Genomic DNA, 26,716 nt, shown 5'->3' on the forward strand with positions numbered 1-26,716 from the left:
TCTCGCAGCCCTGGTCACGCGACACCGAGCTCCGGCCCGATCTCCAGGTCCACCAGCACGCCGCGGTCGCGGCCCTCGTCGACCGTCTTCGGGACCGCCGAGAGGTCCCGCGCGGTCAGCGCCACCACCCGCTCCCCCGGTGCGCGCTCGCGCACGGTCTCGGTGAGCAGCCGCAGCCGGTGGATGCGCCCGGTGGTCTCGAGGCCGTCGAGCGGGTCGACGACCAGCTCCCCGCGCAGGCGCACGGGACCCTCGACCGCGTGCGGGGCGTCCCACACGGCGCGGAAGCCGTCGCCGGCCAGCTCGACCGCGGGCCCGCGCGGGACGGCGCGCGCGGCGACGACGTCGGACCAGCCGGCGGGGCGCGGGAGGCGCTCGGCGCCGGCGGTGTGCTCGACGAACCGCAGGCGCCAGGTGCGGATCTGGCGGATCGACGCGAGCGGGCAGGCGCGGGCCCGGATCACCGCGGCGGGCAGCAGGATCGGCAGCGAGCGCACGGTGACACCCTGACCGACGGGCCTCAGCGGTGCCGGTTGGGCCGCCGCGCGAGCTCGGCGAACCCGGGGCACTCGACGACCTCCGCCCCGGCGGCCTCGAGGCGGGCGGCCCCCGACGGCGTCCCGACGAACAGCGGCGGCTCGCGCCACGCCATGACGACCCGGCCGATGCCGGCGTCGAGGATGTGCTGGGCGCACGTGACCGGCCGCGACGCCCGCTGGCCGCAGGGCTCCAGCGAGGTGTAGACCGTCGCGCCGGGGAGCCGCGGGTCGTCGCGGTCGACGTCGCGCAGGGCGACCTCCTCGGCGTGGTCGAGGACGTCGTCGCGGCGGCTGTGCCCGGTCGCGAGCACGGTGCCGTCGGCGGCCACCACCACGCAGCCCACCGAGAACGCCGACGGCGAGGGCGGGCAGCGCTCGGCGAGCGAGCAGGCCTCCGCGAGCCACCGGGCGTCGGCGTCGCCGAAGCGGTAGCGCAGCAGCACGTCGGGGCCGACCGGGCGGGTCTCGACCAGGTGCGCCTCGTCCGGCGCGCCGGTGAAGCGCGGGCCGGCGCCGACGAGGCGCGGGGCCACCACGAGCTGCAGCTCGTCGACCACCCCGGCGCCGAGGAACTCCCGGTGCACGCCCGCCCCGCCCTCGACCATGAGGCGCACGACGCCGTGGCCCGCGAGCTGGTCGAGCACCTCGTGCGGGGTGCCGGCGAGCACCACGGTGTCGGCGACGTCACGCCCCTCGGTGAGCACGCGCGCAGCGGGGTCGAGGTCGTGCGCGGAGAGCACCACCCGCAGCGGCGAGGGCCCCAGGCCGCGGGCCACGCGGTCGGCGCGGCGGTCGTCCGAGCGCACGAGCAGGCGGGGGTCGTCGGCGCGCACGGTGCCCGCGCCGACGAGGATCGCGTCCACGCCGGCGCGTTCGGCGTCGACGCGGTCGAGGTCGGCGGGCCCGGAGAGCACGAGCCGCCGGGGCGACGCGTCGTCGAGGAAACCGTCGATCGACACCGCCGCCGAGGCGAGCACGTGCGGGCGCTTCATCCGCTCACGGCAGCGTGAGGATCTCGCTGCCGGTGTCGGTGACGAGGATCGTGTGCTCGAACTGGGCGGTGTGGGACTTGTCCTTCGTCGTCACCGTCCACCCGTCGTCCCAGACGTCGTAGTCGACCGTGCCGCGGGTGATCATCGGTTCGATCGTGAAGGTCATCCCGGGCTCGAGCACCTCGTGCCGGTCCGGGTCGTCGTAGTGGACGACGACGAGCCCGGAGTGGAACGCCCGGCCGATGCCGTGGCCGGTGAAGTCGCGCACGACGCCGTAGCCGAAGCGGTTGGCGTAGGACTCGATGACCCGGCCGACGACGTTGAGCTCGCGGCCCGGCTTCACCGCCCGGATCGCGCGCATCGTCGCCTCGCGGGTGCGCTCGACGAGCAAGCGGTCCTCCTCGTCGACGTCGCCGGCGAGGAACGTCGCGTTGGTGTCGCCGTGCACGCCGCCGACGAAGGCGGTGACGTCGATGTTGACGATGTCCCCGTCCTCGATGACCGTCGAGTCGGGGATGCCGTGGCAGATCACCTCGTTGATCGAGGTGCAGCACGACTTCGGGAAGCCGCGGTACCCCAGCGTCGAGGGGTACGCGTCGTGGTCGACGAGGAACTCGTGGATCACCCGGTCGACCTCGTCGGTGGTCGCGCCCGGCTCGACGGCCTCGCCGCCGACCTGCAGCGCCTGCGCGCCGATCCGGCCGGCGTACCGCATCGCCTCGATGGTCTCCGGCGTCTGCACCCAGGGCTCGGTGCTGCGCGTGGGGGCGGGCCTGCCCACGTACTCGGGGCGGGGGATGTGCGGTGGCACCGGGCGCAGCGGCGTCTGCTCCCCGGGGCGCAGCGGAGCGCGAACCGGCATGACCCCAGCGTAGGCGTCCGGCCGACCGGGACGCCGCGGGCAGGCCCCGTCAGGCGCGGCGGCGGGCGCGCACGAGGCGTGCGACACCGCGCCAGCCGAGCACGAGCACGCCGAGGGACGCCGTCGCCACGAGCGCGAACGAGAGCGGCAGGCGCCCGGTGAGCGCGGCGCGCAGGACCAGGCCGACGACGACGGCGCCCGCCCACACCGCGAGGCCCGAGCGCCACGCCAGGGGGTCGCGCCACGTCCGGCCGGCGAGCGTGCCCACCGCCGCGCCCACCACGAACGGCGCCGCGGTGAGCAGCGTGCCGATGAGGTCCGCCAGGACGGACTCCGCGTGGCTCGCGCGCCCCAGGGCCGCGAACGCCAGGACGGCGGCGGCGTCGAGCGCCGACCAGACCGCCCGCCGCCGGGTCGTGGTGGGCGCGCTCAGGACGACCCCCGCATCAGAACAGCACCGTGGCGAACGAGCCGACCTGCTCGAACCCGATGCGCTCGTAGGCGCGCCGGGCCGGGGTGTTGAACGCGTTGACGTAGAGGCTCGCCACCCGCGCGGCGCGCACGAGGTGGGCCACGACGGCGGCGGTGCCGGACTGGCCGAGGCCCCGGCCGCGCCAGTCCGGGTGTACCCACACGCCCTGGATCTGCCCGACGCGCGAGGACAGCGCGCCGATCTCGGCCTTGAACACGACCTCGCCCTGCTCGAAGCGCACGAACGCCCGCCCGGCGCCGATCAGCTCGGCGACGCGGGCCCGGTAGCCGGCGCCGCCGTCGCCCAGGCGCGGGTCGACACCGACCTCCTCGAGGAACATCGCGATCGCGGCGGGCAGGTAGCGCTCCAGCTCGTCGGGGCGGGCCTGCCGCACGGCCGGGTCGGGCTCGATCGCCGGCGCGACCGCGGTGGCCATCAGCGGCTGGTCGGCCCGGACCTCGCGGGCCGCGTCCCAGTACTCGCTGAGCTCCTCCCACAGCGGCAGCACCAGCTCGCGGCGCCCCACGAGCGAGGAGCAGTTGCGGCGCTGGCGGCGGGCGCGCTCGGCGAAGTGGCGCACCTCGGTGCGGTCGCCGCGCAGGGGCACCAGGTTGGCGCCGGAGAAGCACAGGCCGTCGAGGCGGCCCCCCACGCCCCAGAGCTCACCACCCAGGCGCCACGGCTCGACCCCGACGGTCTCGACGCGGGACGCCACCATGCACGTCGCGACGGGGTCGGCGTCGAGGGCGCTTCGCACCTTCGACCGGTCCCGGTCGTCGAGCAGCCGCGCACCGGCGGTACGGAGCACCCTCTCAGCCTGCCATGTCCCGGTGCGGAACTCCCAGCGGAGTCACGTGTCTCTACACGAGCGCCGGGCGTTCGTAGGGCCGGTGCAGGACGTGGTGGTCGAGGAACGCCCAGACCGTCCGGTACCAGAGCTTCGCGTCACCCGGCTGCAGCACCCAGTGGTTCTCGTCGGGGTAGTAGAGGAACTGGGACTCGACGCCGGAGCGCTGCAGGTCGTACCAGAGCCGCAGGCCCTCGGAGATCGGGACGCGGTAGTCCTTGTCACCGTGGATCACCAGGGTCGGCGTGGTGATCGCCTTGATGTGCCGGTGCGGCGAGTGGGCGTCGTAGCGGTCGCGCTCGTCGAGCGGGTCGCCCCACTCGCGGCGCCAGTGGAACGACGCGTCGGTGGTGCCCACGAAGCCGTCGAGGTGCCAGATGCTGGCGTGGGTGACGATCGCGGCGAAGCGGTCGGTGTGCCCGGCGATCCAGTTGGCCATGTAGCCGCCGAAGGAACCGCCCATGGCCGCCACGCGCGTCGCGTCGACGTCGTCGCGGGCCAGCGCGGCGTCGGTCACGGTCATCAGGTCGGTGTAGGGCAGGTCGCCCCAGGCCCCGGTGGCCGGGTCGAGGAACTGCTGGCCGTAGCCGGTGGACAGGCGCGGGTCGGGCAGGAGCACCGCCCACCCCCGGGCGGCCATCAGCCACGGGTTCCAGCGCCACGACCACGCGTTCCAGCTCGACAGCGGCCCCCCGTGGATCCACAGCACCAGCGGTGCCGGCGCGCCGGCCGACGCGCCCCCGGGCAGCACGAGCCACGAGCGCAGCGCCGCGCCGTCGGCGGCCGTGGCGTGGACCTCGGTGAGCGTGCCGGGCAGCGGGTCGATCGCGGTCGGCCCGCGCAGCGCGACCGGCTCCTGGTCGGCGGCGTCCGGGTCGAGACGGACCGGCGTCGGCGGCGCATCGATGCCCGAGCGCAGGGCGAAGAGCGCCGACCCGTCGGCGGCCGCCACGACGTCGCCGTACGCGCCGGATGCGGTGAGGCGCGTGACGGACCCGTCGGCGATCGACACCCGCAGGACCGGCGCGTGCCCGGCCTCGTTGACGACGACGTACACGACGTCGCCGGCCGGCGCCCCGGTGACGCCGCGGACCTGCCAGGCCTCCTCCGGCAGGACGTCGAGCTCGCGGCCGTCCTCCAGGGAACGGGCCCGCAGCGTGTGCGCCATGCCGCGACCGGGGCGGGGGTGGCGCTCGCGCACCCACAGCAGCCAGCGGCCGTCGGGCGTGATCGTCGGCGCCTCGTGGTCGGCGCCGGGCTCGTCGCCGACGACGACCGTGCCGTCCGCGGTGTGCAGCTCGAGGCGGCGCCGCCACGACGCGGGGTCGGCCGGGTCGGGGACCTCGACGACCACCGCGACCGTGCGCCCGTCCGGGCTGATCGCGCTGCCGCCCAGGCGCTCGTCGGCGCCCGGGGCGACGTGCTCGGGCTCGCCGTACGCGGCGTCGGGATCCGCCGGGTCGGGCGGCGCGCAGCGCTGCAGGTGCGCCCGGCCGGGCCCGAGGTCGTGGTCCCAGAAGCGCACGGGGAAGTGGGTGTGCAGCCGCGCCGACACCCCGGCGCTCTCGCGGGCCTCCCGCTGCTCCTCGGCGTCCCCCTCGACCGGCTTCGGGGTGACCAGGGCGAGCGTGCCGGCGTCGCGGGCGACGGCGAAGCCGCTGACCCCGCCGGGGCGCTCGGCCACCGGCCGCGCCTCCCCGCCGGTCGCGGGCAGCAGCCAGAGGGCGGTGCGCTCCTCCTCGGGCTTCTCCGCGGTGGGGTCGGCGCGGCGGGAGGTGAACAGGAGGTCACCGTCGGGGGTGAACGCGGCCGACGACTCGCCGGTCGACGAGCGGGTCAGCCGCCGCGGCGCGCGCTCCCCGCGCGGGTCGATCTCCCACAGCGCGGTGCCGTACTTCTTCCCGTCGGCCGAGAGCTCGGAGACCGTCGTGACGAGGCGCGATCCGTCCGGGGAGAGCGCGAGGCCCGCGCAACGGCGGGTGGCGGCGAAGGCGTCGAGATCGTCGAACGTGCTCACGCGCTCATCCGACCACGAGGTGTGTCGCCGCCGCTCGTGGAGTGCGCCCCACCGGCCCCTTGCCGATCGCCGCGTCCCTGAGCACGGTGGGGACGACGTCCTCGACGCGGAAGGGCGGGAAACCATGGTCGACCGCACGACCCCGGCCACCGGTGTGCTCGCGGGGGTGGGCGGCAATCCCGCCACCCTGCGCGCCGTGCGGTGGGCCGCCCGCGAGGCCGACGTCCGCGGGCTGTCCCTCGACCTCGTCCAGGTGCTCCCGCCCTCGGGCCACGACCACGTGCTGCAGGAACCGTCGGGCCGCGCCCGCGCGCTCCTCGACCACGGGCGCCGGGTCGCCGCGGCGACCGCACCCGACGTCCCGGTCCGGGTCTCGGTCGTCACCGGTGTCGCCGGTCCCGCGCTGGTCCGCGTCGCCGAGCACGCCGAGCTCCTGGTGCTGGGCTCACGCTCGGCCCAGGGCGACCTCGACCTCACCGTGGGCCGGATCGTCGCCCACGCGATCGGGCAGGCCTCCTGCCCGGTCGTCCTGGTCCCGCAGATGTGGGATCCGGACGCGGCGCACTCCGGAGGCGTGCTGGTGCGGGTCGACGGGAGCGAGGAGACCGTCGGGGCGGTGGCCTTCGCGGCCACCGTCGCCGACCGCTGGCACGCCCCGCTGACCCCGATCGCGGTGGCCTCGCGGCGCCGTTCCGAGGCCGACCAGAGGACACAGCACGAGGCGATCGCGGCGGCCGTCACGGGCCTCGCGGACCGCCATCCCGACGTCGCGCTGACCGAGGTCGTCGCCTGGGGGAACCCGACCGACGAGATCCTGCGCGCGGCCCGACGAGGGGCCCGCCTGATCGTCCTCAGCGCGCTCGGGCACCGGGCGCTCACCGCGTCGCTGCTCGGTTCCACGACCCAGGCGGTGATCCGTCTGGCCAGCTGCCCGGTGGCCGTGCTGCCCCCGCAGGTCGCGCGGAGCTGGGCGGGGCGTGCGGCCGGCCGGGTGGGTGAGCGCCGGTGAGCGCTGCGGGGGTCAGCCGACGGTGACGGTCGGCGTGCCGCCCGCCTGGCCGCCCGCGAGCTCCTCCTCGCCGGCCTCCTCGGCGAGGCGCAGGGCCTCCTCGATGAGGGTCTCGACGATCTGGGCCTCGGGGACGGTCTTGATGACCTCGCCCTTGACGAAGATCTGGCCCTTGCCGTTGCCCGACGCCACGCCCAGGTCGGCGTCGCGGGCCTCGCCCGGGCCGTTGACGACGCAGCCCATCACCGCGACGCGCAGCGGCACCTCCATGCCCTCGAGGCCGGCGGTGACCTCGTCGGCGAGCTTGTAGACGTCCACCTGCGCGCGCCCGCAGGACGGGCAGGAGACGATCTCGAGCTTGCGGGGCCGGAGGTTGAGCGACTCGAGGATCGAGAGCCCGACGCGGACCTCCTCGATCGGCGGCGCCGAGAGGGACACGCGGATGGTGTCGCCGATGCCGCGGGAGAGCAGCGCGCCGAACGCGGTGGCGCTCTTGATCGTGCCCTGGAACGTCGGCCCGGCCTCGGTGACGCCGAGGTGCAGCGGGTAGTCGCACTGCTCGGCGAGCAGCTCGTAGGCGCGCACCATCGTCACCGGGTCGTGGTGCTTCACCGAGATCTTGATGTCGTGGAAGTCGTGCTCGGCGAAGAGCGAGGCCTCCCACAGCGCCGACTCGACCAGCGCCTCGGGCGTGGCCTTGCCGTACTTCGCCATGATCCCGGGCTCGAGCGAGCCGGCGTTGACGCCGATGCGGATCGGGGTGCCGGCGGCCTTCGCGGCCGCGGCGATCTCGCCGACCTTGTCGTCGAAGCGCTTGATGTTGCCCGGGTTGACGCGCACCGCGGCGCAGCCGGCGTCGATCGCGGCGAACACGTACTTGGGCTGGAAGTGGATGTCGGCGATCACGGGGATGTTCGACTTCCTCGCGATCGCGGGCAGCGCCGCGGCGTCGTCGGCGGACGGCACGGCGACGCGGACGATGTCGCAGCCGGCCGCGGTGAGCTCGGCGATCTGCTGCAGCGTCGCGTTGACGTCGCTGGTGAGCGTGGTGGTCATCGACTGCACCGACACCGGGTGGTCGCTGCCCACACCGACGCCGCCGACGTCGAGCTGGCGCGTCGTGCGGCGCGGGGCGAGCACCGGGGGTGCTTCGGGCAGACCGAGGTCGACGGTCATCTCACTCCTCGACATGGGAGACGACGTTGAGGCGTCGCCATCCAGTCTGCCCCAGCACCCCCGACCTCGCCGGTGGCGCCGACCACGCCGCTACAGGGGCAGCTGGATCGGGTTGACGATGTCCGCCATGATCACCAGCGCGCCGTAGGCCATGATCAGGACGGCGAAGCCGACGCCGATGGGCATGAGCCGGGCGAGGTCGACCGGCCCGGGGTCGGGCCGCCCCCGCAACCGCGCGATCCGCTTCTTGATCGCCTCCCACACCGCGGGCAGCACGTGGCCGCCGTCCAGCGGGAGGATCGGCAGCAGGTTGAGCAGGAATAGCGACAGGTTCACCGCGGCGAGCAGGTTGAGGAAGATCGCCACTTCCTCGAGGATCGCCTGGTCGCGCTCGAGGACCTGGCCGCCCAGCACCGACACGCCGACGACGCTGACCGGGCCCTCGACGTCGCGCTGCTCGCCGAGGAACACCGCGCCGATGAGCCCGGGGACCTTCTCGGGCAGCCGCGCGACCGCCTCGACCGTGCGCCCGAGCAGCACCCCGCCGGCCGTGACGACCGCGCCGGCGTCCTGGCGCACGAGCGGGCTGGTCGGCTCGATGCCCAGGAACGAGGCGGTGACGTAGCGGCGCTCGTCCGGCGGCGCCCCCTCGGGCGGTGGGCGGAGGTCGGCGACCTGGTTGTCGATGAGGGTCGGCGTCAGCGTGAGCTGCTCGGTCCCCGTCGGGGTCGGGCGCTCGACGACCACCGGCACCGTGCCCCGCGCGGTGCGGATGGCGTTCATCAGCGGCGACCACTCGGTGTACGGCCGGCCGTCGAAGCTGACGATCCGGTCGCCCGGCCGGAACCCGGCCTGCGCAGCGGGGGTCAGCGGCGCGCCGGGCGGGCACTGCGTGGTCTGCGCCTGCGAGGCGGGCAGCACGCACTGGCTGACCGTCTTCACCACCGGCGTCGGCGTCGGCACCCCGATCGCCATCAGCACGACCGCGAAGAGCCCGATCGCCAGGATCAGGTTCATGAACGGACCCGCCAGCATGACGATGATCCGCTTCCACGGCGTGCGGGTCCAGAACTGGCGGTCCTCGTCCCCGGGCTCGAAGTCGCGGACCGAGTCGGCGCGGACGTCGTCGACCATGCCCTGGAACGGGCCCGACCGGCGGCTGCGCCCCACCAGCTCGCCGCGCGCGGGCGGCACCATCCCGATCATGCGGATGTAGCCGCCGAGCGGGATGGCCTTGACCCCGAAGCGCGTCTCGCCCTTCTTGACCGACAGCACGGTCGGCCCGAAGCCCACCATGAACTCGGGGACGCGGATGCCGAAGCGCCGCGCCGCGGTGTAGTGGCCGAGCTCGTGCCAGGCGATGGAGAGCAGCAGCCCCAGCGCGAAGAGCACGATCCCCACGACGAGCATCACGGCGTGACACGGTAGCCCGGGGCACGGTGTGCCCGGTGTGGGGGCCGGATCGTGGACGCCGCCTCAGACCGGGGCGGCGAGCCTCTCGCCCGCGCGCCGCCGCGCCCACTGCTCGGCCGCGTGGACGTCGGCGACGTCGCGCGGGTCGCGGGCCCACTCCCCCGCGTCGTCGAGGACGGCGGCGAGGGTCTCGTCGATGCCGGTCCAGGCGCAGCGCCCGGCGAGGAACGCGGCGACGGCCTCCTCGTTGGCCGCGTTGTAGACCGCGGGCAGGCAGCCGCCGGCCGACCCCGCCGCCCGCGCGAGCTCGAGCGCGGGGAAGGCCTGCGTGTCGACGGGCTCGAACGTCCAGCTCGTCGGGTCGGCGAAGGTCTCGGGGCGGCTCGCGCCGGCCAGGCGCTGCGGCCACGCCAGCGCCAGGGCGATCGGCATGTGCATGTCCGGCGGGCTGACCTGCGCGATCGTGGCGCCGTCCACGAAGGTCACCATCGAGTGGATCATCGACTGGGGGTGCACGACGACGTCGATGCGCTCGTAGGGGACGCCGAACAGCAGGTGCGCCTCGATCAGCTCCAGCCCCTTGTTGACCAGCGTCGACGAGTTCAGCGTCACCACCGGACCCATCGCCCACGTGGGGTGCGCCAGGGCCTGCTCGACGGTGACGCCCGCGAGCTCGCTGCGGGGGCGCCCGCGGAAGGGGCCCCCGGAGGCCGTGAGCACGAGGCGGGAGACCTCCTCGGGCAGGCCGCCGCGCAGGCTCTGCGCGAGCGCCGAGTGCTCCGAGTCGACCGGGACGATCTGGCCGGGCCCGGCGGCGCGGGTCACCAGCGGCCCGCCCGCGACCAGCGACTCCTTGTTGGCCAGCGCGAGGGTGGTGCCGGCCCCGAGCGCCGCGAGGGTCGGGGCGAGGCCCCGCGAGCCGTCCATGGCGTTGAGCACCACGTCCGCGCCCGACGCGGCGAGCTCGGCCGCGGCCTGCGGCCCGGCGAGGACCTCGGCGCCGGTCCGCCCGCGCAGGTCCGGCGCGGCGGCGGGGTCGGCGACCGCGAGCGTCGGCACCCCGAACTCGGCGGCCTGCGCGGCCAGCAGGTCGGGGCGCCCGCCGCCGGCCGCGAGGCCCGTGACGACGAAGCGGTCGGGGTGGGCGCGGACGACGTCGAGGGCCTGGGTGCCGATCGAGCCGGTGGACCCGAGGAGGACGACCCGGCGCGGGGTCGAGGGTGTGCTCATCGCGGCTCATCATCACGGTCCGGCACCGCGCACGGTAGGACGGCGCGGCGGACGGGCGCGGGGTAGGTTGGGCGCGCCCGCACGAGCGATCTCCAGGAGTCTTCGTGGCCTCGAACAGCCCGGCCCGCCAGCATCAGGGCGGCGGCGGTGTCGCCCACCGTGACGACGCCGCGGTGGTCGTCAACGGCGTCTCCTCCGACGACGAGCCCTCGGTCGAGTGGGGCTGGCACGGCCACTACCCGAAGGTCGCGCGCCTGTCCGGGTTCGTCGTCGCGGCCATCATGCTGATCATGCTCTGGGGCAACCACGAGGGCCGCCAGGAGGAGATCTGGCTCGTGGCCATCGCCGTCGGCTTCTTCGCGCTCTCGCTCGGCGCGATCATCCGCTCGCGGACGTCCTGGCGGCGGTGAGCGCTCCGCCGGCCCCGCCGGCCGGCTCGACCGAGCGGCGGGAACGGTCGACCCTGCGTCGGTGGCTCCTCGAGGGCCTCGTCGACCGCGGGTCGCAGTACTCGGGGCCCCACGCCCGGCCCGCCCCGGAGCACCAGGGCAAGCCGTGGTGGCGCGTCATGTGCCTCACCGGTGTCGACTACTTCTCGACGCTGGGCTACCAGCCCGCGGTCGCGGTCGTCGCCGCCGGGCTGATCTCGCCGATCGCCACGCTCGTCCTCGTCGCCCTGACGCTCGGGGGCGCCCTGCCGATCTACCGGCGCGTCGCGCGCGAGAGCCCCCACGGCGAGGGCTCCGTGGCGATGCTCGAGAAGCTGCTGTCGTACTGGTGGTCGAAGCTGCTGGTGCTCGTGCTCCTCGGCTTCGCCGTCACCGACTTCCTCATCACGATCACGCTCTCCACCGCCGACGCCACCGCGCACGTCGTCGAGAACCCGCTGGTCGGCGGGGCGCTGCACGGGTGGGAGGTGCCGCTGACCTGCGCGCTGGTGATTCTCCTCGGCGTCGTGTTCCTCCTGGGCTTCGCCGAGGCCATCGGCATCGCGGTGGTCGTCGTCGCGACGTTCCTGCTGCTCAACCTCGTGGTGGTCGCGGGCGGGCTCTACCGGGTGTTCACCGAGCCGGTGCGCATCGTCGACTGGGGCGACGCGCTGCTGACCCAGCACGGCAACCCGCTGGTCGTCGTGGCCATCGCGCTGATCGTGTTCCCCAAGCTGGCGCTCGGCCTGTCGGGCTTCGAGACCGGGGTCGCGGTCATGCCGCTGGTGCGCGGCGCGCCGGGCGACACCGAGAAGGAGCCGGCCGGGCGCATCGCCGGGGCGCGCAAGCTGCTCACCACCGCCGCGCTGATCATGAGCGGCTTCCTCGTCACCTCGAGCTTCGTGACGACGCTGCTCATCCCGCTCGACCAGTTCGGGCCGGACGGTCAGGCCAACGGGCGCGCGCTGGCCTACCTCGCGCACGAGCAGTTCGGCGCCGTGCTGGGCACCGCCTACGACCTCTCGACGATCACGATCCTGTGGTTCGCCGGCGCCTCGGCGATGGCGGGCCTGCTCAACCTGGTGCCGCGCTACCTGCCGCGCTACGGCATGGCGCCGAACTGGGCGCGCGCGGTGCGCCCGATGGTGCTGGTGTTCACCGCGCTCGGCATCCTCATCACGATCGTCTTCGACGCGAGCGTCGACGCCCAGAGCGGCGCCTACGCCACCGGCGTGCTGGTGCTCATCACCTCGGCGTCGATCTCGGTGACGCTCTCGGCCCGGGCCAAGGGGCAGAAGCACGCGACCGTCGGCTTCGGGATCATCGCCCTCGTCTTCGTCTACACGACGGTCGCGAACATGATCGAGCGCCCGGAGGGCCTGAAGATCGGTCTGATGTTCGTGGCCGCGATCTTCGTGGTCTCGTTCGCGTCGCGGGCGCTGCGCAGCACCGAGCTGCGGATCACCGCCGTGCACCTCGACAAGACCGCGCGGCGCATCGTCCGCGAGGCCACCGCGCACGATCCGCACGCGACGATCCGCCTGGTCGCCAACGAGCCGGACCGCCGCGACAGGCGCGAGTACGAGGAGAAGGACCTCGAGGAGCGCTACGACCACCACATCCCGTCCGGCGACGTCGTGGTGTTCGTGGAGATCACGGTGGACGACCCCTCGAACTTCGAGTCCGAGCTGCACGTCATGGGCGAGGAGCGCCACGGCTACCGCGTCCTGCGCGCTCGCAGCTCGACCGTGCCGAACGCCATCGCCGCGCTGCTGCTGCACCTGCGCGACGTCACCGGCGTCGTGCCGCACGTCTACTTCGAGTGGGACGAGGGCAGCCCGGCCACCAACCTCGCCCGCTACCTGCTCTTCGGCGTCGGCGAGGTCGCGCCGGTGACGCGCGAGGTGCTCCGCGAGGCCGAACCCGACCGCACCCGCCGCCCGGCCGTCCACGTGGGCTGAACGGCCCCTGTGAGCGAACTTCGGGGCGATAGCCCCGAAGTTCGCTCACGTGGGTCAGACCGGGGACACCGGGATCTCGCCCTGGACCTCCTTGGCGGCCTTGCGGGCGGCGACGAGGACCGCGTCCCAGACCGGCGAGAACGGCGGCGCGTAGGACAGGTCCATGAACGTCATCTCCTCGACGGTCATGCCGTTCCAGATCGCGGTGGCGAAGACGTCCATGCGCTTGGCCGAGCCCGCGCGCCCGACGATCTGGGCGCCGAGCAGGCGGCCCGTGCGCTGCTCGGCGAGCAGCTTCACCGTCATGAGCTCGGCACCGGGCCAGTACCCCGCGGTCGTCGTCGACTCGACGGTGGCGGTGACGTAGCCGAACCCGGCCGCGTCGGCCTCGGCCTGCCCCAGACCGGTGCGGCCGATCTCGAGGTCGCAGACCTTGCTGATCGCCGTGCCGATCACGCCCGGGAACGCGCCGTAGCCGCCGGCGATGTTGGTGCCGATGATCCGCCCGTGCTTGTTGGCGTGGGTGCCGAGCGCGATGTGCACGCCCCGGCCCGAGAGCCGGTGCCGGACCTCGACGCAGTCGCCGCCGGCCCACACGCCCGGCGCGGCCTGCATCCGCACATCGGTGACGATCCCGCCCGAGGTCCCGATCGTCAGCCCGGCGTCGGCGGCGAGCTGCGCGTTCGGCTTCACGCCGAGCCCCATGATGACGATGTCGGCCGGGTAGACCGTGTCCCCCGCGCGCACCGCGGTGACGCGCCCGTCCTCGCCGACGTCGAAGCCGTCGACCGAGGTGCCGGTGTGCACGGTGATGCCCATGCCCTCCATGGCCTCGCGGATGATCGCGCCCATGTCCTGGTCGACCTGGGTGAACGGTTCGGGCGCCTGGTCGAGGATCGTCGTCTCGATCCCCCGCACGACCATCGCCTCGGCCATCTCGACGCCGATGTAGCCGGCGCCGACGACGACGGCGCGGCGACGGTCGCCGTCGGCGAGGTCCTTGACGATCTCCTCGCCCTGCTCCAGCGACTGCACGCCGAAGATGCCCTGCGCGTCCGAGCCCTCCAGCGGCGGCACGGTCGGCACGGCCCCGGTGGCGATGACGAGCTCGTCGTACCCCAGCTCGTCGGTCTCGCCGTCGTCGACACCGCGGACGGCGACGGTGCGCTTCTCCAGGTCGATCGCCGTCGCCTCGGTCCGCATCCGCACGTCGATCCCGGCCTCGCGGTGCTCGTCGGGCGAGCGGGCGATCAGCTGGTCGCGGTCCCCGACGTGCCCGGAGATCCAGTACGGGATGCCGCACGCCGAGTAGGACGTGTAGTGCCCGCGCTCGAGCACGACCACCTCGAGCTCGCCTTCGCCGGCGTGCCGCAGGGCGGTCGACGCGGCGGACATGCCGGTGGCGTCGCCCCCGAGGACGACCATCCGCTTGCTCATGGAGCTCCGTTCCGGGTCGGGGAGGGGCGTCCGCAGGGGTAGGTTCTCGGCCCGTGGCCGGGAGCGACGCTGCGGAGATCGAGGTGGACGGCCGGACCGTGCGGCTGACCAACCCGGGCAGGGTGTACTTCTCCGCGCGGGGAGAAACCAAACTCGACCTCGCGCACTACTACCTCTCGGTCGCCGACGGCATCGTCCGCGCGCTCTACGAGCGGCCGTGCATGATGCACCGCTTCCCCACCGGCACCGACGGCGAGAAGGTGCACCAGAAGCGGCTGCCCAAGGGCGCGCCGGACTGGGTGCGCACCGTGCGCGTGCACTTCCCCCGCTACAACCGCACCGCCGACGAGCTGTGCGTGACCAGCCCCGCCGACGTCGTCTGGGCCGTGCAGATGTCGACCGTCGAGTTCCACCCCTGGAACACCCGCGCGGCCGACGTCGAGACCCCCGACGAGTGGCGCATCGACTTCGATCCGATGCCCGGCGTGGAGTTCGCGACGATCCGGCGCGTCGCGGCGGTCGCCCACGAGGTGCTCGACGAGCTCGGTGCCGTCGGCTTCCCCAAGACCTCGGGCGGCAAGGGCCTGCACGTCTACGTGCGCATCCGCCCCGAGCACTCGTTCACCGAGGTGCGCCGCGCCGCGCTGGCCTTCGCCCGCGAGGTCGAGCGGCGCGCGCCCGACCTCGTCACGACCGCCTGGTGGCGCAAGGACCGCGCGCCCGGCACGGTCTTCCTCGACTGGAACCAGAACACCCGCGACCACACGATCGCCTCGGCCTACTCGGTGCGCGGCACGCCCGAGGCGCGGGTGTCCGCGCCCCTGCGGTGGGACGAGATCGACGACGCCGAGCCCGGCGACTTCACGATCGCGACGATGCCGGCGCGCTACGCCGAGGTCGGCGACCTCACGGCCGGGATCGACGAGGCCGTGTTCGACCTGCGCGCCCTGCTCGAGTGGGCCGACCGCGACGACTCGGTGCCCGACGAGCCGCCCGAGGTGTAGGGCCTCAGAAGCGGATGCCGTTCCAGGGCACGCTCGGCGCGGCGACCAGCCGCGCGAGCCGCCCGGCGGCGCCCGGGGTGCGCTCCTCGAGGCGCCCGGCCCGGGCGAGCACCCGCGGGTCGACGCCGCCGAGGTAGAGCGAGCCGAGCGCCGCCGCATCGAGGGCGACGTCCGGCTCGGCGGTGGTGGTCACGATGCGCGGCTCGACGGGGTCGGTGGTGTCGAGCAGCCAGGTCCCCTCGGCGTACCCGGCCGGGTCGGCGACCGCCAGCACGATCTGCTCGGTGACCGGATAGCGGCGGGCACCCAGCGCCGCGGGGACGTCGAGGATCCGCAGCCAGAGCATCTCCCGGCTGGCCCCCGCCGCGGCGGCGCGCGGGTCGGTGAGCAGCCACGGCAGCGGCTCGTCGAGCGAGGCGTCCGACCAGGTCACCGCACCGACGAGGTCCAGGGAGGCGAGGTGGCGCCACAGCTCGCGGTAGGACTCGGGCGTGGTGGCCTGCAGGTCGAGCACGGCGATCTCCGCCGCCCCGCCCAGCCAGTCCTGCGCCACGCGGTAGACGGCGTAGCCGCCGGGCCGGCCCGTCGCGTCCGACCACAGCACGGCGTGCCGTGCGGGGTCGGTGGTCATGCCGCTGAAGGTGTTCTCGCCGGTCATCAGCGCCGTCCACGACGCGCCGGCGCGGTCCATCGACCCGGGGTGGCGGCGCCGGGCGCGGTCCTGCACGGGCGCGGCCGCCGACGGCAGCGTCGCGACGTCGAGGGTGCGCAGCCGCCCGGTCGGCTCCGGCGTGCGGAACGCCGCGGCGCGCGTGTCGACGCGCAGCGCGCGGTTCCAGCTGGCGAGCCCGAAGCCGAAGCGCTCGTACAGCGCGCCCTGGGTGGAGGTCAGCGCGGCGACGGGGGTGCCGGCGCGGGCGGCGTCGGCGAGGTCGTCGACGAGCACGGCGCGCAGCAGCCCGCGGCGCCGGTGGGTCGAGCGCACGCCGATCGAGGTGACGGCGTCGACGAGGACCTCGCCGCCGGGCACGCTCATCCGCGTGTCCCACGAGCGCAGCGTCGCGACCGGCGCCGGGTCCCCGGTCTCGTACACCCCGCGCAGCCGCTGGCCCACGTAGTCGGCCGCGGCCCGCGCGAGGTCCCCGGGCGGGACGCGGGGCCGCAGGAACGCCGCGAGCATCGCGCGCGCCCACGTGACCGTGTCCGCGTCGGCCACGCCCTCGGCCGCGTGCGGGACGATCCGCCGGACCTCGTGGCTCACGGGCGGGCGGTGGCCGCGAGCTGCCCGCACGCGGCGGCGATCTCGCGGCCGCGGGTGTCGCGCACGGTGCACGCCACGCCGCTCATCCGCACCCGTCGCACGAACTCCGCCTGCACGGGGGCGGGGCTCGCGTCCCACTTGCTGCCCGGCGTCGGGTTCAGCGGGATGAGGTTGACGTGCACCAGGCGCCCGAGGTGCTTCGACGCCAGCTTCGCGAGCAGGTCCGCGCGCCACGGCTGGTCGTTGACGTCGCGGATCAGCGCGTACTCGATCGAGATCCGCCGCCCGGTGACCTCGGCGTAGCGGCGCGCGGCGCCGAACACCTCGGCGACGGGCCAGCGGGTGTTCACCGGCACCAGCGTGTCGCGCAGCTCGTCGTCGGGGGTGTGCAACGACACCGCCAGGGTCACCTGCAGGCCCTCGTCGGCGAGCCGGTGGATCGCGGGCACCAGGCCCACCGTCGAGACGGTGACCGAGCGCTGCGAGAGCCCGAGGCCCGCCGGCGGGGCGTCGCAGAGCCGGTGCACGGCGTCGACGACGCGCCGGTAGTTGGCCAGCGGCTCGCCCATGCCCATGAACACGACGTTGGACAGGCGGCGCAGGTCGGCGCCGAGCTCGCCGCCCTTGACCGCGGCGGCCGCCGAGCGCACCTGCTCGACGATCTCCGCGGTCGACAGGTTGCGCTCGAGGCCGTTCTGGCCGGTGGCGCAGAACGGGCAGGCCATGCCACAGCCGGCCTGGCTGGAGATGCAGACGGTGGCGCGGTCGGGGTAGCCCATGAGGACGCTCTCGACCAGGGCGCCGTCTCCTCCCCGCCACAGCGTCTTGCGGGTGGCGCCGCCGTCGCAGTCGAGCACCGAGGTGGGCGTGAGCAGCTCGGGGAGCAGGGCCGGGCCGAGCGTGTCCCGCGCCGCGGCGGGCAGGTCGGTCATCGTCCCGGCGTCGGCCTCGAGGCGGGTGAAGTAGTGCCGCGAGAGCTGGTCGGCCCGGAAGGCCGGGAGCCCGAGCTCGGTGACGGCCTCCCGGCGCGCGGCCGGGTCGAGGTCGGCGAGGTGGCGCGCGGGGCGGCTGCGCCGGCTGCCGCGCGGCGACAGCGACAGGACGGGACCCGCGGCGTCGGCGGCGTCCACCGGCGCATCGACGGGGGCACCGACGGGGGCATCGACGGGGGCGTCGACGGGGGCAGCGACGGGGGCGGGCTCGCTCATCGCGCGCGGTCCCGGAGCATCTCGACCAGGCCGACCCGGTCGGCGGCGGACAGCAGGAGCAGCACGCCCGCGAGCACGCCGAGCAGGCCCTGGGAGACGAAACCGCCCGCGGTGCCCAGCGTGATGAGGGCGGACAGCAGGCCCATGGCGACGAGCGCGATCCCGAGCCAGCGCGTCGGGCGCTGCCCGGTGGAGCGGCTGAGCAGCACGAACGCGCCGCCGGTGAGCAGCAGCGCGAGGCCCGGCAGGAACGCCGAGCCGCTGAGCAGCCCGAGCACGATCGACGCGACGAGCACCGCGGCGATGACGCCGCCGCCGAGGCGCAGCACCTCCGTGGACCGCGAGGTGTCGAACGGGCGCGGGCCGCGCCGGCGGTTCTCCACGCCGATGCCGATGGCGACCGCGATGCCGACCGCGAGCACCAGCGTGCCCGCGCCGTCCGCGGCGAGCCCGAGCGTGCCCACCGCGAGCCAGACCAGCCCGGCCCCGAGCTCGACGAGCACGGGGTCGATGCGCACGGAGCGCCCGCCGGGGCGCGGCGACGCGCCCCCGGAGCTGCGGGATCCGCCGACGCCACCGGCACCGCTGAAGCCGGCGGGACGACCGGGGCCGTGGGGGCCGGCGGGACGGCCGGGGCCGCCGCCGTGACCGCCGGGGCGACCCTGCCCACCGGGGCCGGGATACCCGGACGGCGGACGCGGAGGGGGGTACGCGGACACGACATCCACGGTAACGCGACCGCGCCCCTGGTCCGGAGGCCAGCCCCCGACGGTCAACCCCCGGATCGTCAGCCCCCGGATCGTCTCCGCAGTTCCTCCACCACGGCGGGCAGCACCTCGTGCACGTCGCCGATCACCGCCCACGTCGCCCGGCTCACCATCGGCGCCTCGGGATCGGTGTTGACCGCGAGGATCGCGCGGGCGTTCATGCACCCCACCCAGTGCTGGGTCGCGCCGCTGATGCCGCACGCGATGTAGAGGTCCGGGCTGACCCGGGTGCCGGTGAGCCCGACCTGGTCGGCGTGCGGGCGCCACCCGTTGTTGGTGGCCACCCGCGAGCACCCGACGGCGCCGCCGACCAGGCCCGCGAGCTCCTCGAGCACCGCGTAGCCCTCGGCGCTGCCGACCCCCCGCCCGCCCGAGACCACGACCGGCGCGGTGGCGAGCGTCATCCCGCTCGCCCGCGCCCGGCGCTCGACGAGCCGGGCGCGCGGCACCGCGGCGTCGAGCTCCGGGACGAACGCGCGCACCGTGACCTCGGCGGCCGCAGCCGTCTCGGTGGGCGTGCGGGTGCCGGTGCCCAGGGTGGCGAAGCGGATCGGCGCGTCCAGCACGGCGTCCTCGAGCAGGATCCCGCCGGCCCGCTCGCGGGTGACCTCCCAGGGCCGGTCACCGTCTCCGGGCCCGGGACGGATCGCGGTGCAGGCGGTCGCCAGGGGGACCCCGACCCGCGCGGCCGCCCAGGCCATCGCCTCGGTGGCGGCGTCGGTGGCCGCCGCGAGGACCGCGACCGGCTGCTCGCGCGCCACCAGCTGGGCCAGCGCCTCGCCCACGGTCGCCGGCCCCCCGTCGGCGAGCAGCTCGTGGCGCAGCAGGTGCAGCGTGGACACGCCGCGTTTGACCAGGTCGTCGGGCAGGTCGCCCGCGTCCCCGACGGCGACCGCTCCCACGCCGGCGCCGAGGTCGTCCGCCAGGTCCCGGGCCGCGGCGAGCACGTCCGCCGAAGCGGCGGTCAGGACGCCCTCGCCGTCCCGTTCGATCAGCGCGAGCACCATCACCGCACCCTCCCCAGCTCGGCCAGCACGTCGACGACGGCGGGCGCCGCCGCGGCCCCGCGCCCCAGCACGACGGTCTGCGCGCGAGCCTCCGGGCGGTGGCGCAGCCGCAGCGTCCGCAGGCCCCCGGTGACGACCGGCCCGGGCAGCACCCGGATCGGCGCCTTCTTCGCGCGCAGCCGCCCCTTGATCGTGGGGTAGCGCGGCAGGTTCAGTCCCTCGAGCACCGCGGCGATCGCGGGCAGCGGCGCCTCGTGCACCTCGACGCCGTCGTCGACGTGGCGCTCGAGGCGCACCCGTGACCCGTCGGTCCCGATCCCCTTGACCCCGCCGACCACCGGGCGCCCCAGCGCCGCGGCCACCCGGAAGCCGACCTGCGCGTGCCCGGCGTCGGCCGAGGCCTCCCCGAACAGCACGAGGTCGTAGGGCCGCAGGTCGGGCAGCGCGCCGACGACCGCCGCGGCGGTGAGCTCGGGGTCGGGGTCGGCGACCGGCGCCTCGACCCGCACGGCGTGGTCGGCGCCCATCGACAGCGCGTAGCGCAGCTGCTCGTCGGCCTCGGGCGGCCCGACGGTGAGCACGCCCGCGGCCCCGCCGGTGCGCTCGGCGATCCGCACCGCCTTCTCGACCGCGCACTCCTCGTGCGGGCCGATGGTGAAGCCGAGGTGGCGGGTGTCGATCGCCGCCGCGTCCGGGGTCAGCAGGATCTCCGTGCCCACCGCGGGGACGCGCTTGACACACACCAGGACGTCCATCCCGTCTCACCTCATCCGGGCGTCGTCGGGGTCGAACAGCGGCGTCCGCCCGGCCCGCGCGACCGTCACCGGGTACCGCTCCCCCAGGTACTCGACGAGCAGCCCGGTGCCCTCGGCGGCGTGCCAGGGCGGCAGGTACGCCATCAGCAGGTGCGTCCGCAGCGACGGGCCGGCGCCCGCGCTGGTGACGTACGACGGCCGGCCCCGCCGGTCGGTGATCCGCTCGCCGTCGGCGGTGAGCACGGGCTCACCGCCCTGGGGGTGGCGCCGGTGTGCCGACGCGTCGAGCGTGAGCGTGCACAGCGTCGCCTCGGGCTCGCCCTCGCGCGCCTTGGTGTAGGCGGCCTTGCCGACGAAGTCGGCCGACTTGAGCCCGGGCAGCGCGAGCCCGGCCTCGACGGGGCCGTGCTCGCCGTCGAGCTCGTGGCCCATGAGCCGGTAGCCCTTCTCGAGGCGCGCGGTGGTGCCGTAGACGCCGATGCCGGCGGGCACGATCCCGTGCGGCACGCCGGCCTCCGCGATCGTGTCCCACAGCCGCAGGCCGCACTCGGTGGGCGCGTGCAGCTCCCACCCGAGCTCGCCGACGTAGGACAGGCGCAGCGCGAGCACGGGGATCGACCCGACCGTCACCGTCCGGCCGGTGGCGAACGGGAACCCCTCGTGGGAGACGTCGTCGTCGGTCACGGCCGCCAGCACGTCGCGCGCCCGCGGTCCCCAGAGTCCGAGCGTGCACACCGCGGACGTCACGTCGGCCAGCGCGACCGAGCCGTCGGCGGGGAGGTGGCGCGTGAACCAGTGCAGGTCGCGGGCCCCGTCGGAGCCGCCGGTGACCACGCGGAAGTGCTGGTCGCCGAGCCGCACGACCGTCAGGTCGCTGCGGAAGCCGCCGTCGGGACCGAGCACCGGCGTGTAGATCACGCGCCCGACCGGCCGGTCCACCTGCGCGATGCAGAGGTGCTGGAGGTACGCCAGCGCCCCCGGCCCGCGCACGTCGAACTGGGCGAACGCGCTGAGGTCGATCATCGCGACACTCCGGCGCATCGCCAGGTGCTCGGCGTTGATGATCGGCGACCACCAGCGGGCGTCCCACTCGTGCGGGCGGTCCTCCACGCCGAGCTCGGCCACGAGGGGCTCGTTCGAGCGGTACCACTGGGGGCGCTCCCACCCCGCGACCTCGAAGAACTCGGCGCCGAGGGCCTCCTCGCGCGGGAAGAACGGCGAGCGGCGGGCACCGCGGTCGGAGCTCCACTGCTCGCGCGGGTGGATGATCCCGTAGGTCTTGTTGTAGCCCTCCGCGGCGCGGGCGCGCACGTGGGCGCGGGTGCGCTCGTGCGGGGCGAAGCGGGCGACGTCGGCGGCGTGCGGGTCGATCTCGGGGACGCCCGCGGTCATCCACTCGGCGATGAGCCGCCCGACGCCGGGCCCTTCCTTGATCCACACGGCGGCCGCGGACCAGAGCCCGGCCACCTCCGGCGTCTCGCCGAGCAGCGGGTGGCCGTCCGGGGTCAGCGAGAGCAGGCCGTTGATGGCGTGCCGGATGCCCGCGTCGGGGCGGTCGAGGATGCCGGCGAAGAGCTCGAGCGCCGCCTCCATCTGGGGGTCGAAGTCGTCCGCGGTGAACGGCAGCTGGGTCGGCGAGAGCGCCGCGGCGGCGTTCGAGGGGATCTCGTCGGGGTCGCAGAGGATCGGCCGGTGGGCGTAGGAGCCGATCTCGAGGTCGGCGCCGCTCTGCCGCTCGTACATGAACGGGTCCATGTCGCGGATGATCGGGAACGCGATCTCGCGCCCGGTCGCCGCGAGCTCGGCGATCGGCCCGACGTCGATCATCTGGTGGACGGCAGGCGTGAGCGGGATCGTCGCCCCGGCCAGCGCCGCGATCCGCGGGCTCCAGACGCCGCACGCGACGACGACGTACTCGCACTCGACGTCGCCGCGGTCGGTGCGCACGCGGCGCACGCGCCCGTCCTGCGTGTCGATCGCGAGCACCTCGGTGAGCGCCGCGACGGTGAGCGCGCCCGCGGCGCTCGCCCGCTCGCGCATGAGCTCGCCGGCCCGCAGCGGGTCGACCACGGCCACCGACGGCGTCCAGAACGCCCCGAGCAGCGGCGACGGGTCGAGGAACGGCACCTTGCCGGCGACCTCGGCCGGCGTGATCAGCTCGGCGTCGATGCCCCACGCCCGCGCCGACGACATCCGCCGGTCGAGCTCCTGGACGCGCTCCGGGGTCCGGGCGACCTCGATCCCGCCGCAGGTCGTCAACGTCCCGAGCTCGGTGTACTGGCGCATCGAGTCGGCGGTCAGCAGCGTGATCTCGCGGGAGTGGTCGACCGGGAAGACGAAGTTCGACGCGTGGCCGGTGGAGCCGCCCGGGTCGGGCAGCGGGCCCTTGTCGACGAGCAGGACGTCGCGCCACCCCAGGCGCGCGAGGTGGTGGACGACGGCGTTGCCGACGATGCCGGCCCCGATGACGACGACCTGGGCCCGGTCCGGGAACGGTGTCACGGCCCCTCCTCGGGGGTGCTCACGCGGCCGCGCGGCGGGCCTGCGACAGCCACCGCACGGTCGGCTCGATCTGGTTGAACGTGAAGAGGTGCAGGCCGGCGAGGTCGGCGGTGCCGGCCGCCGGGCCCGCGGCGAGGCCCCGGACGAACTCGTCGGGGGTGTGCCGGCCGGGCCGGAGCAGCGCCCCGGCGGTCCGGCGGTGGGAGCGGGCGAACCGGGCCGCGTCGGCGACCCCGATCCGCACCGACAGGCGCAGCAGCCGCGCCGCGTCGACGACGCCCGGGACGCCGGCGACCACCGGCAGGTCGATCCCCCGCTCCCGCGCCTCCCCGGCGAACCGGAGCACGAGGTCGGCGTCGAAGCACAGCTGCGTGACGGTGTAGTCGGCGTGGAACTGCTTGACCCGCAGGTCGGCCCACAGCACGTCGTCGTCGATCCGGTGGTGGCCGTCGGGGTAGGACGGGACGCCGACGCGCGGCGGACGCCGGCCGAGGTCCTCCATCGCGCGCGTCGCCGCCGACGACGAAGACGTCGCGCACGCCGGCCGCGGCGAGCCGGTCGAGGTGCTCGGCCAGCTCGCCGCGGTCGCGCACGCTGCGCGCCGCGAGGTGGGGCACCGCCGCGAACCCGCGCGCGGCGAGCGCGACGGCCGTGTCCACGGTCGCCGCCGGACCCCGGCCCGGCGCGGCGGTGACCGTCACCGTGGCGCCGGCGGGGAGCCCGGCGCCGACGGCGTCCACGATCCCGGCCGTCGGCGCCACCTCCCAGCGCGGGTCGGCGAGCAGGACCCCGAGGGTCGTGACGTGGTCCATGACCGGTCCCGTCAGCCCTTGGGGGTCTGCTTGCCCGGGTCGACGAACGGCTTCTCGACGACGACGGCGTCGCGGACGTCGTCCAGGGTCGCGACCTGCAGCGACGTCCCCACCGGCGTGCACGGTGTCGCCACCATCGCCAGGCCGATGTTGCGCTCGAGCCGGGGCGACCAGCACGCGCTGGTCACGGTGCCGACGACCTCGCCCGCCTCGTCGCGCACGGTGAACGGCTCGATCATCGACCCGTCGTTGAACGTGCCCAGCCGCGCGCCGCCGATCTCGACGCCGACCATCGACCGCGAGAGCCCGCGCGCCTTGGCGCGGATCAGCGCGCCCTTGCCGACGAAGTCGGCCTCCTGATCGAGGTCGACCATCCACGTGTAGTCGTAGCCGACCTCGAGGGGGTTGGTGTCGAGGGTGATGTCGCAGCCGTAGGCGAGCATGCCGCCCTCGATGCGTCGCATGTGGCACGGGCCGATCGGGCGCATCCCGTGCGGACGCCCCGCCTCCCACACCCGGTCCCACAGGCGGCCGGCGTTGCGGACGGCGTTCCGCAGGTAGATCTCGTAGCCGATCTCCGCGCTGTAGCCGGTGCGGCTGACGACGACCTCCATGTCGTCGAGGACCGCGTGGCGCAGGTGGTAGTAGGGCATCTCGGCGACGCCCGCGCCGAAGAGGTCGGTGACGACGGCCTTGGCCTTCGGCCCCTGGACCTGCACCGGGGCGACGTCGATCTCGCGGACCTGCACGTCCCAGCCGCCCGCGTGGGCCAGGCCGTTGGCCCACAGCCCGACGTCGGAGTCGGCGAGCGAGAGCCAGAACCGGTTCTCCTCCACGCGCAGCAGGACCGGGTCGTTGATGATCCCGCCGTCGGGCGCGGTGATGAACACGTACTTGCACTGGCCCACGGCGCACTTCGTCAGGTCGCGCGGCACCAGCATGTTGGTGAACGCGAACGCGTCGGGGCCGACGATCTCGATCTGGCGCTCGACGCCGACGTCCCAGAGGGTCACGTCCTCGAGCAGCGCCCAGTACTCGGCGACGGGGTCGCCGTAGTGGCGCGGGTGGTACGTGTGGTTGTAGACGCTGTACAGCGCCACGCCGTGCGCCCGTGACTTCCAGAAGTACGGCGACTTCCGCAGGCGGGGGTACAGCAGGATCCCCGGATCGGTCACCACCGTCGACGACGGCTCCGGCACGAGCTCCACCGCCGCCCGGCCGGGCAGGACGTCCGTCATCAGCACCTCACTTCATCGTGCGTCCGGCGGCCCCCCGAGCCGGCTTTCGGACGATGTTGCGCTTCTCGCAACCGGTTTCGCTGGACGCAACCACTGTGCGGCCGTGACCGAGATCACGTCAAGAGATCCGGCGCCGTGGGTTTCTGGAGCGTTCCAGTGCGTCTGCCCTGGTCAGGGCCGGACGAGTCCGGACGGTTCCCGGCGCGTGTGCACGCGGTACGCCACGGGCAGCGCGAGGCCGGGGGTGCCGTCGATCGCCTTCTGCGCGACGGCGGGGGTGAACTCGATGCGCAGGACGTCGGCGAGCGTCGTGCGGTCGGCGAAGCGCCACAGGGTGTCGACGCGGCGCACCGCGAAGCCCTGTCCGGCGAAGAATCGCTCGGCGGCGCCGGGGTCGTAGCGCGGGGCGGAGGCACGCATCCAGGAGCCGTAGGAGTGGCGGGTGGCGTCGAGGTCGACGACGACCAGCACGCCGCCCGGGCGCAGCACCCGCGACGCCTCGGCCAGGCCGGGCTCGCAGCCGGGGCCGAAGAAGTAGGCGGTGCGGGCGTGCACGACGTCGGCGGAGTCGTCGGGCAGCGGCAGGGCGGCCGCGCTCCCCTGCTCGGCGCGGCAGCCGGGCAGGCCCGCGAGGCGCTCGCGGGCGCGGGCCACCAGCGGGGCGTGCGGCTCGACGCCCACCACCGTGCGCGCCCGCTGCGCGAACCGGGGCAGGTGGTAGCCGTCGCCGCAGCCGACGTCGACGACGTCCGCGTCGTCGTACGGCGCGAGCTCGGCCACGGTGGCCCAGAGCGCGCCGGTGGCGTCCTGCGCCTCGTTCTCGCGCTCGTAGACCTCGGGCCAGCGCCAGATGTTGGGGGACTCGATGACGTCCCTCTCGCGGCGCGTCACGTCACGTGGACGGGGACCAGCACCAGGAGCAGGAGCCAGGCCATGGGCGCCGAGGTGACCAGGGAGTCGAGACGCTCCATCAGCCCGCCGTGGCCGGGAATGGTGCTGCCCATGTCCTTGATGCCGAGGTCGCGCTTGATGAGCGACTCGACGAGGTCGCCGGTGACGGCCGTGGCCACCAGCAGCGGGCCGACGATCAGCCCGTACCACCAGTGGTCGTCGAGCAGCAGCGCCACGCACAGGCAGGCGCCGGTCGAGCCGGCGAGCAGCGAGCCGGCCAGGCCCTCCCAGGACTTCTTCGGGCTCACCTTTGGGGCCATCGGGTGCTTGCCGAACAGCGCGCCCAGGGCGTAGCCGCCGGTGTCGGAGCAGATGACGACAATGAGGAACGTCAGCACGCGCGCGGTGCCGTCGGCGGGGACCACGAGCATCGACCCGAACGCCATGCAGAGCGGGACCCAGCACAGCACGAGCATCGAGGCGCCGACGTCGCGGACGAAGCCCGCCGCGCCGAGGCGCATCCGCCAGAGGAAGCAGCCGAGCACCGTGACGAGCAGGGCGCCCAGGATGCCCTCGGTGCCGAACGGCCAGGCCAGCCAGATCATCGCCTGACCGCCGACCAGCACCGGCACCCGCGACAGGCGGATGCCGGCGCCGCGGTGCAGCGCGCCGAAGAGCTCCCAGGTGCCGATGACCGCCGAGATCGCGACGATGCCGATCCACGCCTGCCGGACGGTCAGCAGCGCGACCAGGATGACCGCGCCCATGGCGAGACCGACCCCGATGGCGACGGGCAGGTTGCGCCCGGCGCGGGACGCCTTGGGCTTGTCGGCGGGCTTGTCGGCGGGCTTGTCGGCGGGCTTGTCGGCGGGCTTGTCGGCGGGCTTG

At 74.9% G+C, this 26,716-nt stretch carries 24 protein-coding genes; 4 read left to right on the top strand and 20 right to left on the bottom strand.

Annotated elements, in window-relative coordinates; all coding sequences use genetic code 11:
* Positions 1-14: 14 nt before the first annotated feature.
* The 6 genes from PHK61_RS11385 to PHK61_RS11410 are packed head-to-tail and all read right to left on the bottom strand — an operon-like array spanning position 15 to position 5,729.
* On the bottom strand, positions 15-497 hold the full coding sequence (locus PHK61_RS11385; RefSeq protein ID WP_274281081.1) for a hypothetical protein: 483 nt from the start codon (positions 495-497) through the stop codon (positions 15-17).
* 23 nt (positions 498-520) lie between these two features.
* Positions 521-1,531 (bottom strand): dihydrofolate reductase family protein, encoded by a 1,011-nt coding sequence (locus tag PHK61_RS11390; RefSeq protein WP_274281082.1) that lies wholly within the window; start codon positions 1,529-1,531, stop codon positions 521-523.
* 4 nt (positions 1,532-1,535) lie between these two features.
* Entirely contained in the window at positions 1,536-2,393 is an 858-nt protein-coding gene (gene map, locus PHK61_RS11395) for a type I methionyl aminopeptidase (protein WP_274281083.1), read from the bottom strand.
* Between the two features lie 49 nt (positions 2,394-2,442).
* Positions 2,443-2,826 (bottom strand): DUF3054 domain-containing protein, encoded by a 384-nt coding sequence (locus PHK61_RS11400; RefSeq protein ID WP_274281108.1) that lies wholly within the window; start codon positions 2,824-2,826, stop codon positions 2,443-2,445.
* Between the two features lie 13 nt (positions 2,827-2,839).
* Positions 2,840-3,673: a GNAT family N-acetyltransferase gene (locus tag PHK61_RS11405; protein ID WP_274281084.1), complete on the bottom strand. Its 834-nt coding sequence runs from the start codon at positions 3,671-3,673 to the stop codon at positions 2,840-2,842.
* 52 nt (positions 3,674-3,725) lie between these two features.
* Positions 3,726-5,729, bottom strand: coding sequence for an alpha/beta hydrolase family protein (locus tag PHK61_RS11410; protein ID WP_274281085.1), 2,004 nt, complete (start codon positions 5,727-5,729; stop codon positions 3,726-3,728).
* 124 nt (positions 5,730-5,853) lie between these two features.
* Here PHK61_RS11410 and PHK61_RS11415 point away from each other — a divergent pair, with 124 nt between their 5' ends.
* Positions 5,854-6,738: a universal stress protein gene (locus PHK61_RS11415; RefSeq protein WP_274281086.1), complete on the top strand. Its 885-nt coding sequence runs from the start codon at positions 5,854-5,856 to the stop codon at positions 6,736-6,738.
* Positions 6,739-6,750: 12 nt separating this feature from the next.
* Here the strand turns inward: PHK61_RS11415 and ispG are convergent, their stop codons facing one another.
* From ispG to dxr, 3 genes are all read right to left on the bottom strand, one after another.
* Positions 6,751-7,914 carry a flavodoxin-dependent (E)-4-hydroxy-3-methylbut-2-enyl-diphosphate synthase gene (ispG, locus tag PHK61_RS11420; protein ID WP_274281087.1) on the bottom strand — a complete coding sequence of 388 codons (1,164 nt, stop codon included), beginning with the start codon at positions 7,912-7,914 and terminating at the stop codon, positions 6,751-6,753.
* A gap of 90 nt (positions 7,915-8,004) precedes the next feature.
* A complete protein-coding gene (locus tag PHK61_RS11425; RefSeq protein WP_274281109.1) occupies positions 8,005-9,324 on the bottom strand; it encodes a M50 family metallopeptidase in 1,320 nt (439 codons plus the stop codon).
* A gap of 66 nt (positions 9,325-9,390) precedes the next feature.
* Positions 9,391-10,557, bottom strand: coding sequence for a 1-deoxy-D-xylulose-5-phosphate reductoisomerase (gene dxr, locus PHK61_RS11430; protein WP_274281088.1), 1,167 nt, complete (start codon positions 10,555-10,557; stop codon positions 9,391-9,393).
* Between the two features lie 104 nt (positions 10,558-10,661).
* On the opposite strand from dxr, the gene PHK61_RS11435 reads away from it, so the two are divergent.
* Both PHK61_RS11435 and PHK61_RS11440 read left to right on the top strand, forming a co-directional pair.
* Entirely contained in the window at positions 10,662-10,967 is a 306-nt protein-coding gene (locus tag PHK61_RS11435; protein ID WP_274281089.1) for a DUF2631 domain-containing protein, read from the top strand.
* A complete protein-coding gene (locus PHK61_RS11440) occupies positions 10,964-12,946 on the top strand; it encodes an APC family permease (RefSeq protein WP_274281090.1) in 1,983 nt (660 codons plus the stop codon). Before PHK61_RS11435 ends, PHK61_RS11440 begins: the two co-directional genes overlap by 4 nt.
* Before the next feature lie 54 nt (positions 12,947-13,000).
* On the opposite strand, the gene PHK61_RS11445 is transcribed toward PHK61_RS11440, so the two are convergent.
* The gene (locus PHK61_RS11445) at positions 13,001-14,383 is read right to left on the bottom strand and encodes an FAD-dependent oxidoreductase (RefSeq protein WP_274281091.1); all 1,383 of its coding nucleotides are present in this window, start codon (positions 14,381-14,383) and stop codon (positions 13,001-13,003) included.
* Positions 14,384-14,436: 53 nt separating this feature from the next.
* On the opposite strand from PHK61_RS11445, the gene ligD reads away from it, so the two are divergent.
* Positions 14,437-15,387 (top strand): non-homologous end-joining DNA ligase, encoded by a 951-nt coding sequence (gene ligD, locus PHK61_RS11450; protein WP_274281092.1) that lies wholly within the window; start codon positions 14,437-14,439, stop codon positions 15,385-15,387.
* A gap of 4 nt (positions 15,388-15,391) precedes the next feature.
* Here ligD and PHK61_RS11455 read toward each other — a convergent pair whose 3' ends face one another.
* The 10 genes from PHK61_RS11455 to PHK61_RS11500 all read right to left on the bottom strand — a co-directional run.
* On the bottom strand, positions 15,392-16,648 hold the full coding sequence (locus PHK61_RS11455; protein WP_274281093.1) for a GNAT family N-acetyltransferase: 1,257 nt from the start codon (positions 16,646-16,648) through the stop codon (positions 15,392-15,394).
* On the bottom strand, positions 16,645-17,856 hold the full coding sequence (gene rlmN, locus PHK61_RS11460) for a dual-specificity RNA methyltransferase RlmN (RefSeq protein ID WP_274281094.1): 1,212 nt from the start codon (positions 17,854-17,856) through the stop codon (positions 16,645-16,647). Before rlmN ends, PHK61_RS11455 begins: the two co-directional genes overlap by 4 nt.
* Positions 17,853-18,374: a hypothetical protein gene (locus tag PHK61_RS11465; RefSeq protein ID WP_274281095.1), complete on the bottom strand. Its 522-nt coding sequence runs from the start codon at positions 18,372-18,374 to the stop codon at positions 17,853-17,855. The genes rlmN and PHK61_RS11465 overlap by 4 nt, the downstream gene beginning before the upstream one ends.
* Positions 18,375-18,643: 269 nt before the next feature.
* Positions 18,644-19,630 (bottom strand): electron transfer flavoprotein subunit alpha/FixB family protein, encoded by a 987-nt coding sequence (locus tag PHK61_RS11470; RefSeq protein WP_274281110.1) that lies wholly within the window; start codon positions 19,628-19,630, stop codon positions 18,644-18,646.
* Positions 19,630-20,385, bottom strand: a complete 756-nt coding sequence (locus tag PHK61_RS11475; protein ID WP_274281096.1) for an electron transfer flavoprotein subunit beta/FixA family protein — start codon at positions 20,383-20,385, stop codon at positions 19,630-19,632. The genes PHK61_RS11470 and PHK61_RS11475 overlap by 1 nt, the downstream gene beginning before the upstream one ends.
* Before the next feature lie 6 nt (positions 20,386-20,391).
* Positions 20,392-22,887, bottom strand: coding sequence for a GcvT family protein (locus PHK61_RS11480; protein ID WP_274281097.1), 2,496 nt, complete (start codon positions 22,885-22,887; stop codon positions 20,392-20,394).
* A gap of 19 nt (positions 22,888-22,906) precedes the next feature.
* A complete protein-coding gene (locus tag PHK61_RS11485; RefSeq protein ID WP_274281098.1) occupies positions 22,907-23,389 on the bottom strand; it encodes a methylenetetrahydrofolate reductase in 483 nt (160 codons plus the stop codon).
* Between the two features lie 321 nt (positions 23,390-23,710).
* Positions 23,711-24,937 carry a glycine cleavage T C-terminal barrel domain-containing protein gene (locus tag PHK61_RS11490; RefSeq protein ID WP_274281111.1) on the bottom strand — a complete coding sequence of 409 codons (1,227 nt, stop codon included), beginning with the start codon at positions 24,935-24,937 and terminating at the stop codon, positions 23,711-23,713.
* A 171-nt stretch (positions 24,938-25,108) separates the two neighbouring features.
* Complete coding sequence (locus PHK61_RS11495; protein ID WP_274281099.1) at positions 25,109-25,828, bottom strand: class I SAM-dependent methyltransferase; 720 nt, start codon at positions 25,826-25,828, stop codon at positions 25,109-25,111.
* The coding region (locus PHK61_RS11500) for a phosphatidate cytidylyltransferase (protein WP_420791383.1) at positions 25,825-26,716 on the bottom strand (892 nt) is incomplete at its 5' end. The genes PHK61_RS11495 and PHK61_RS11500, both read right to left, overlap by 4 nt.

It is taken from the genome of Actinomycetospora lutea (genome assembly GCF_028737205.1).
GTDB classification, from domain to species: Bacteria; Actinomycetota; Actinomycetes; order Mycobacteriales; family Pseudonocardiaceae; genus Actinomycetospora; species Actinomycetospora lutea.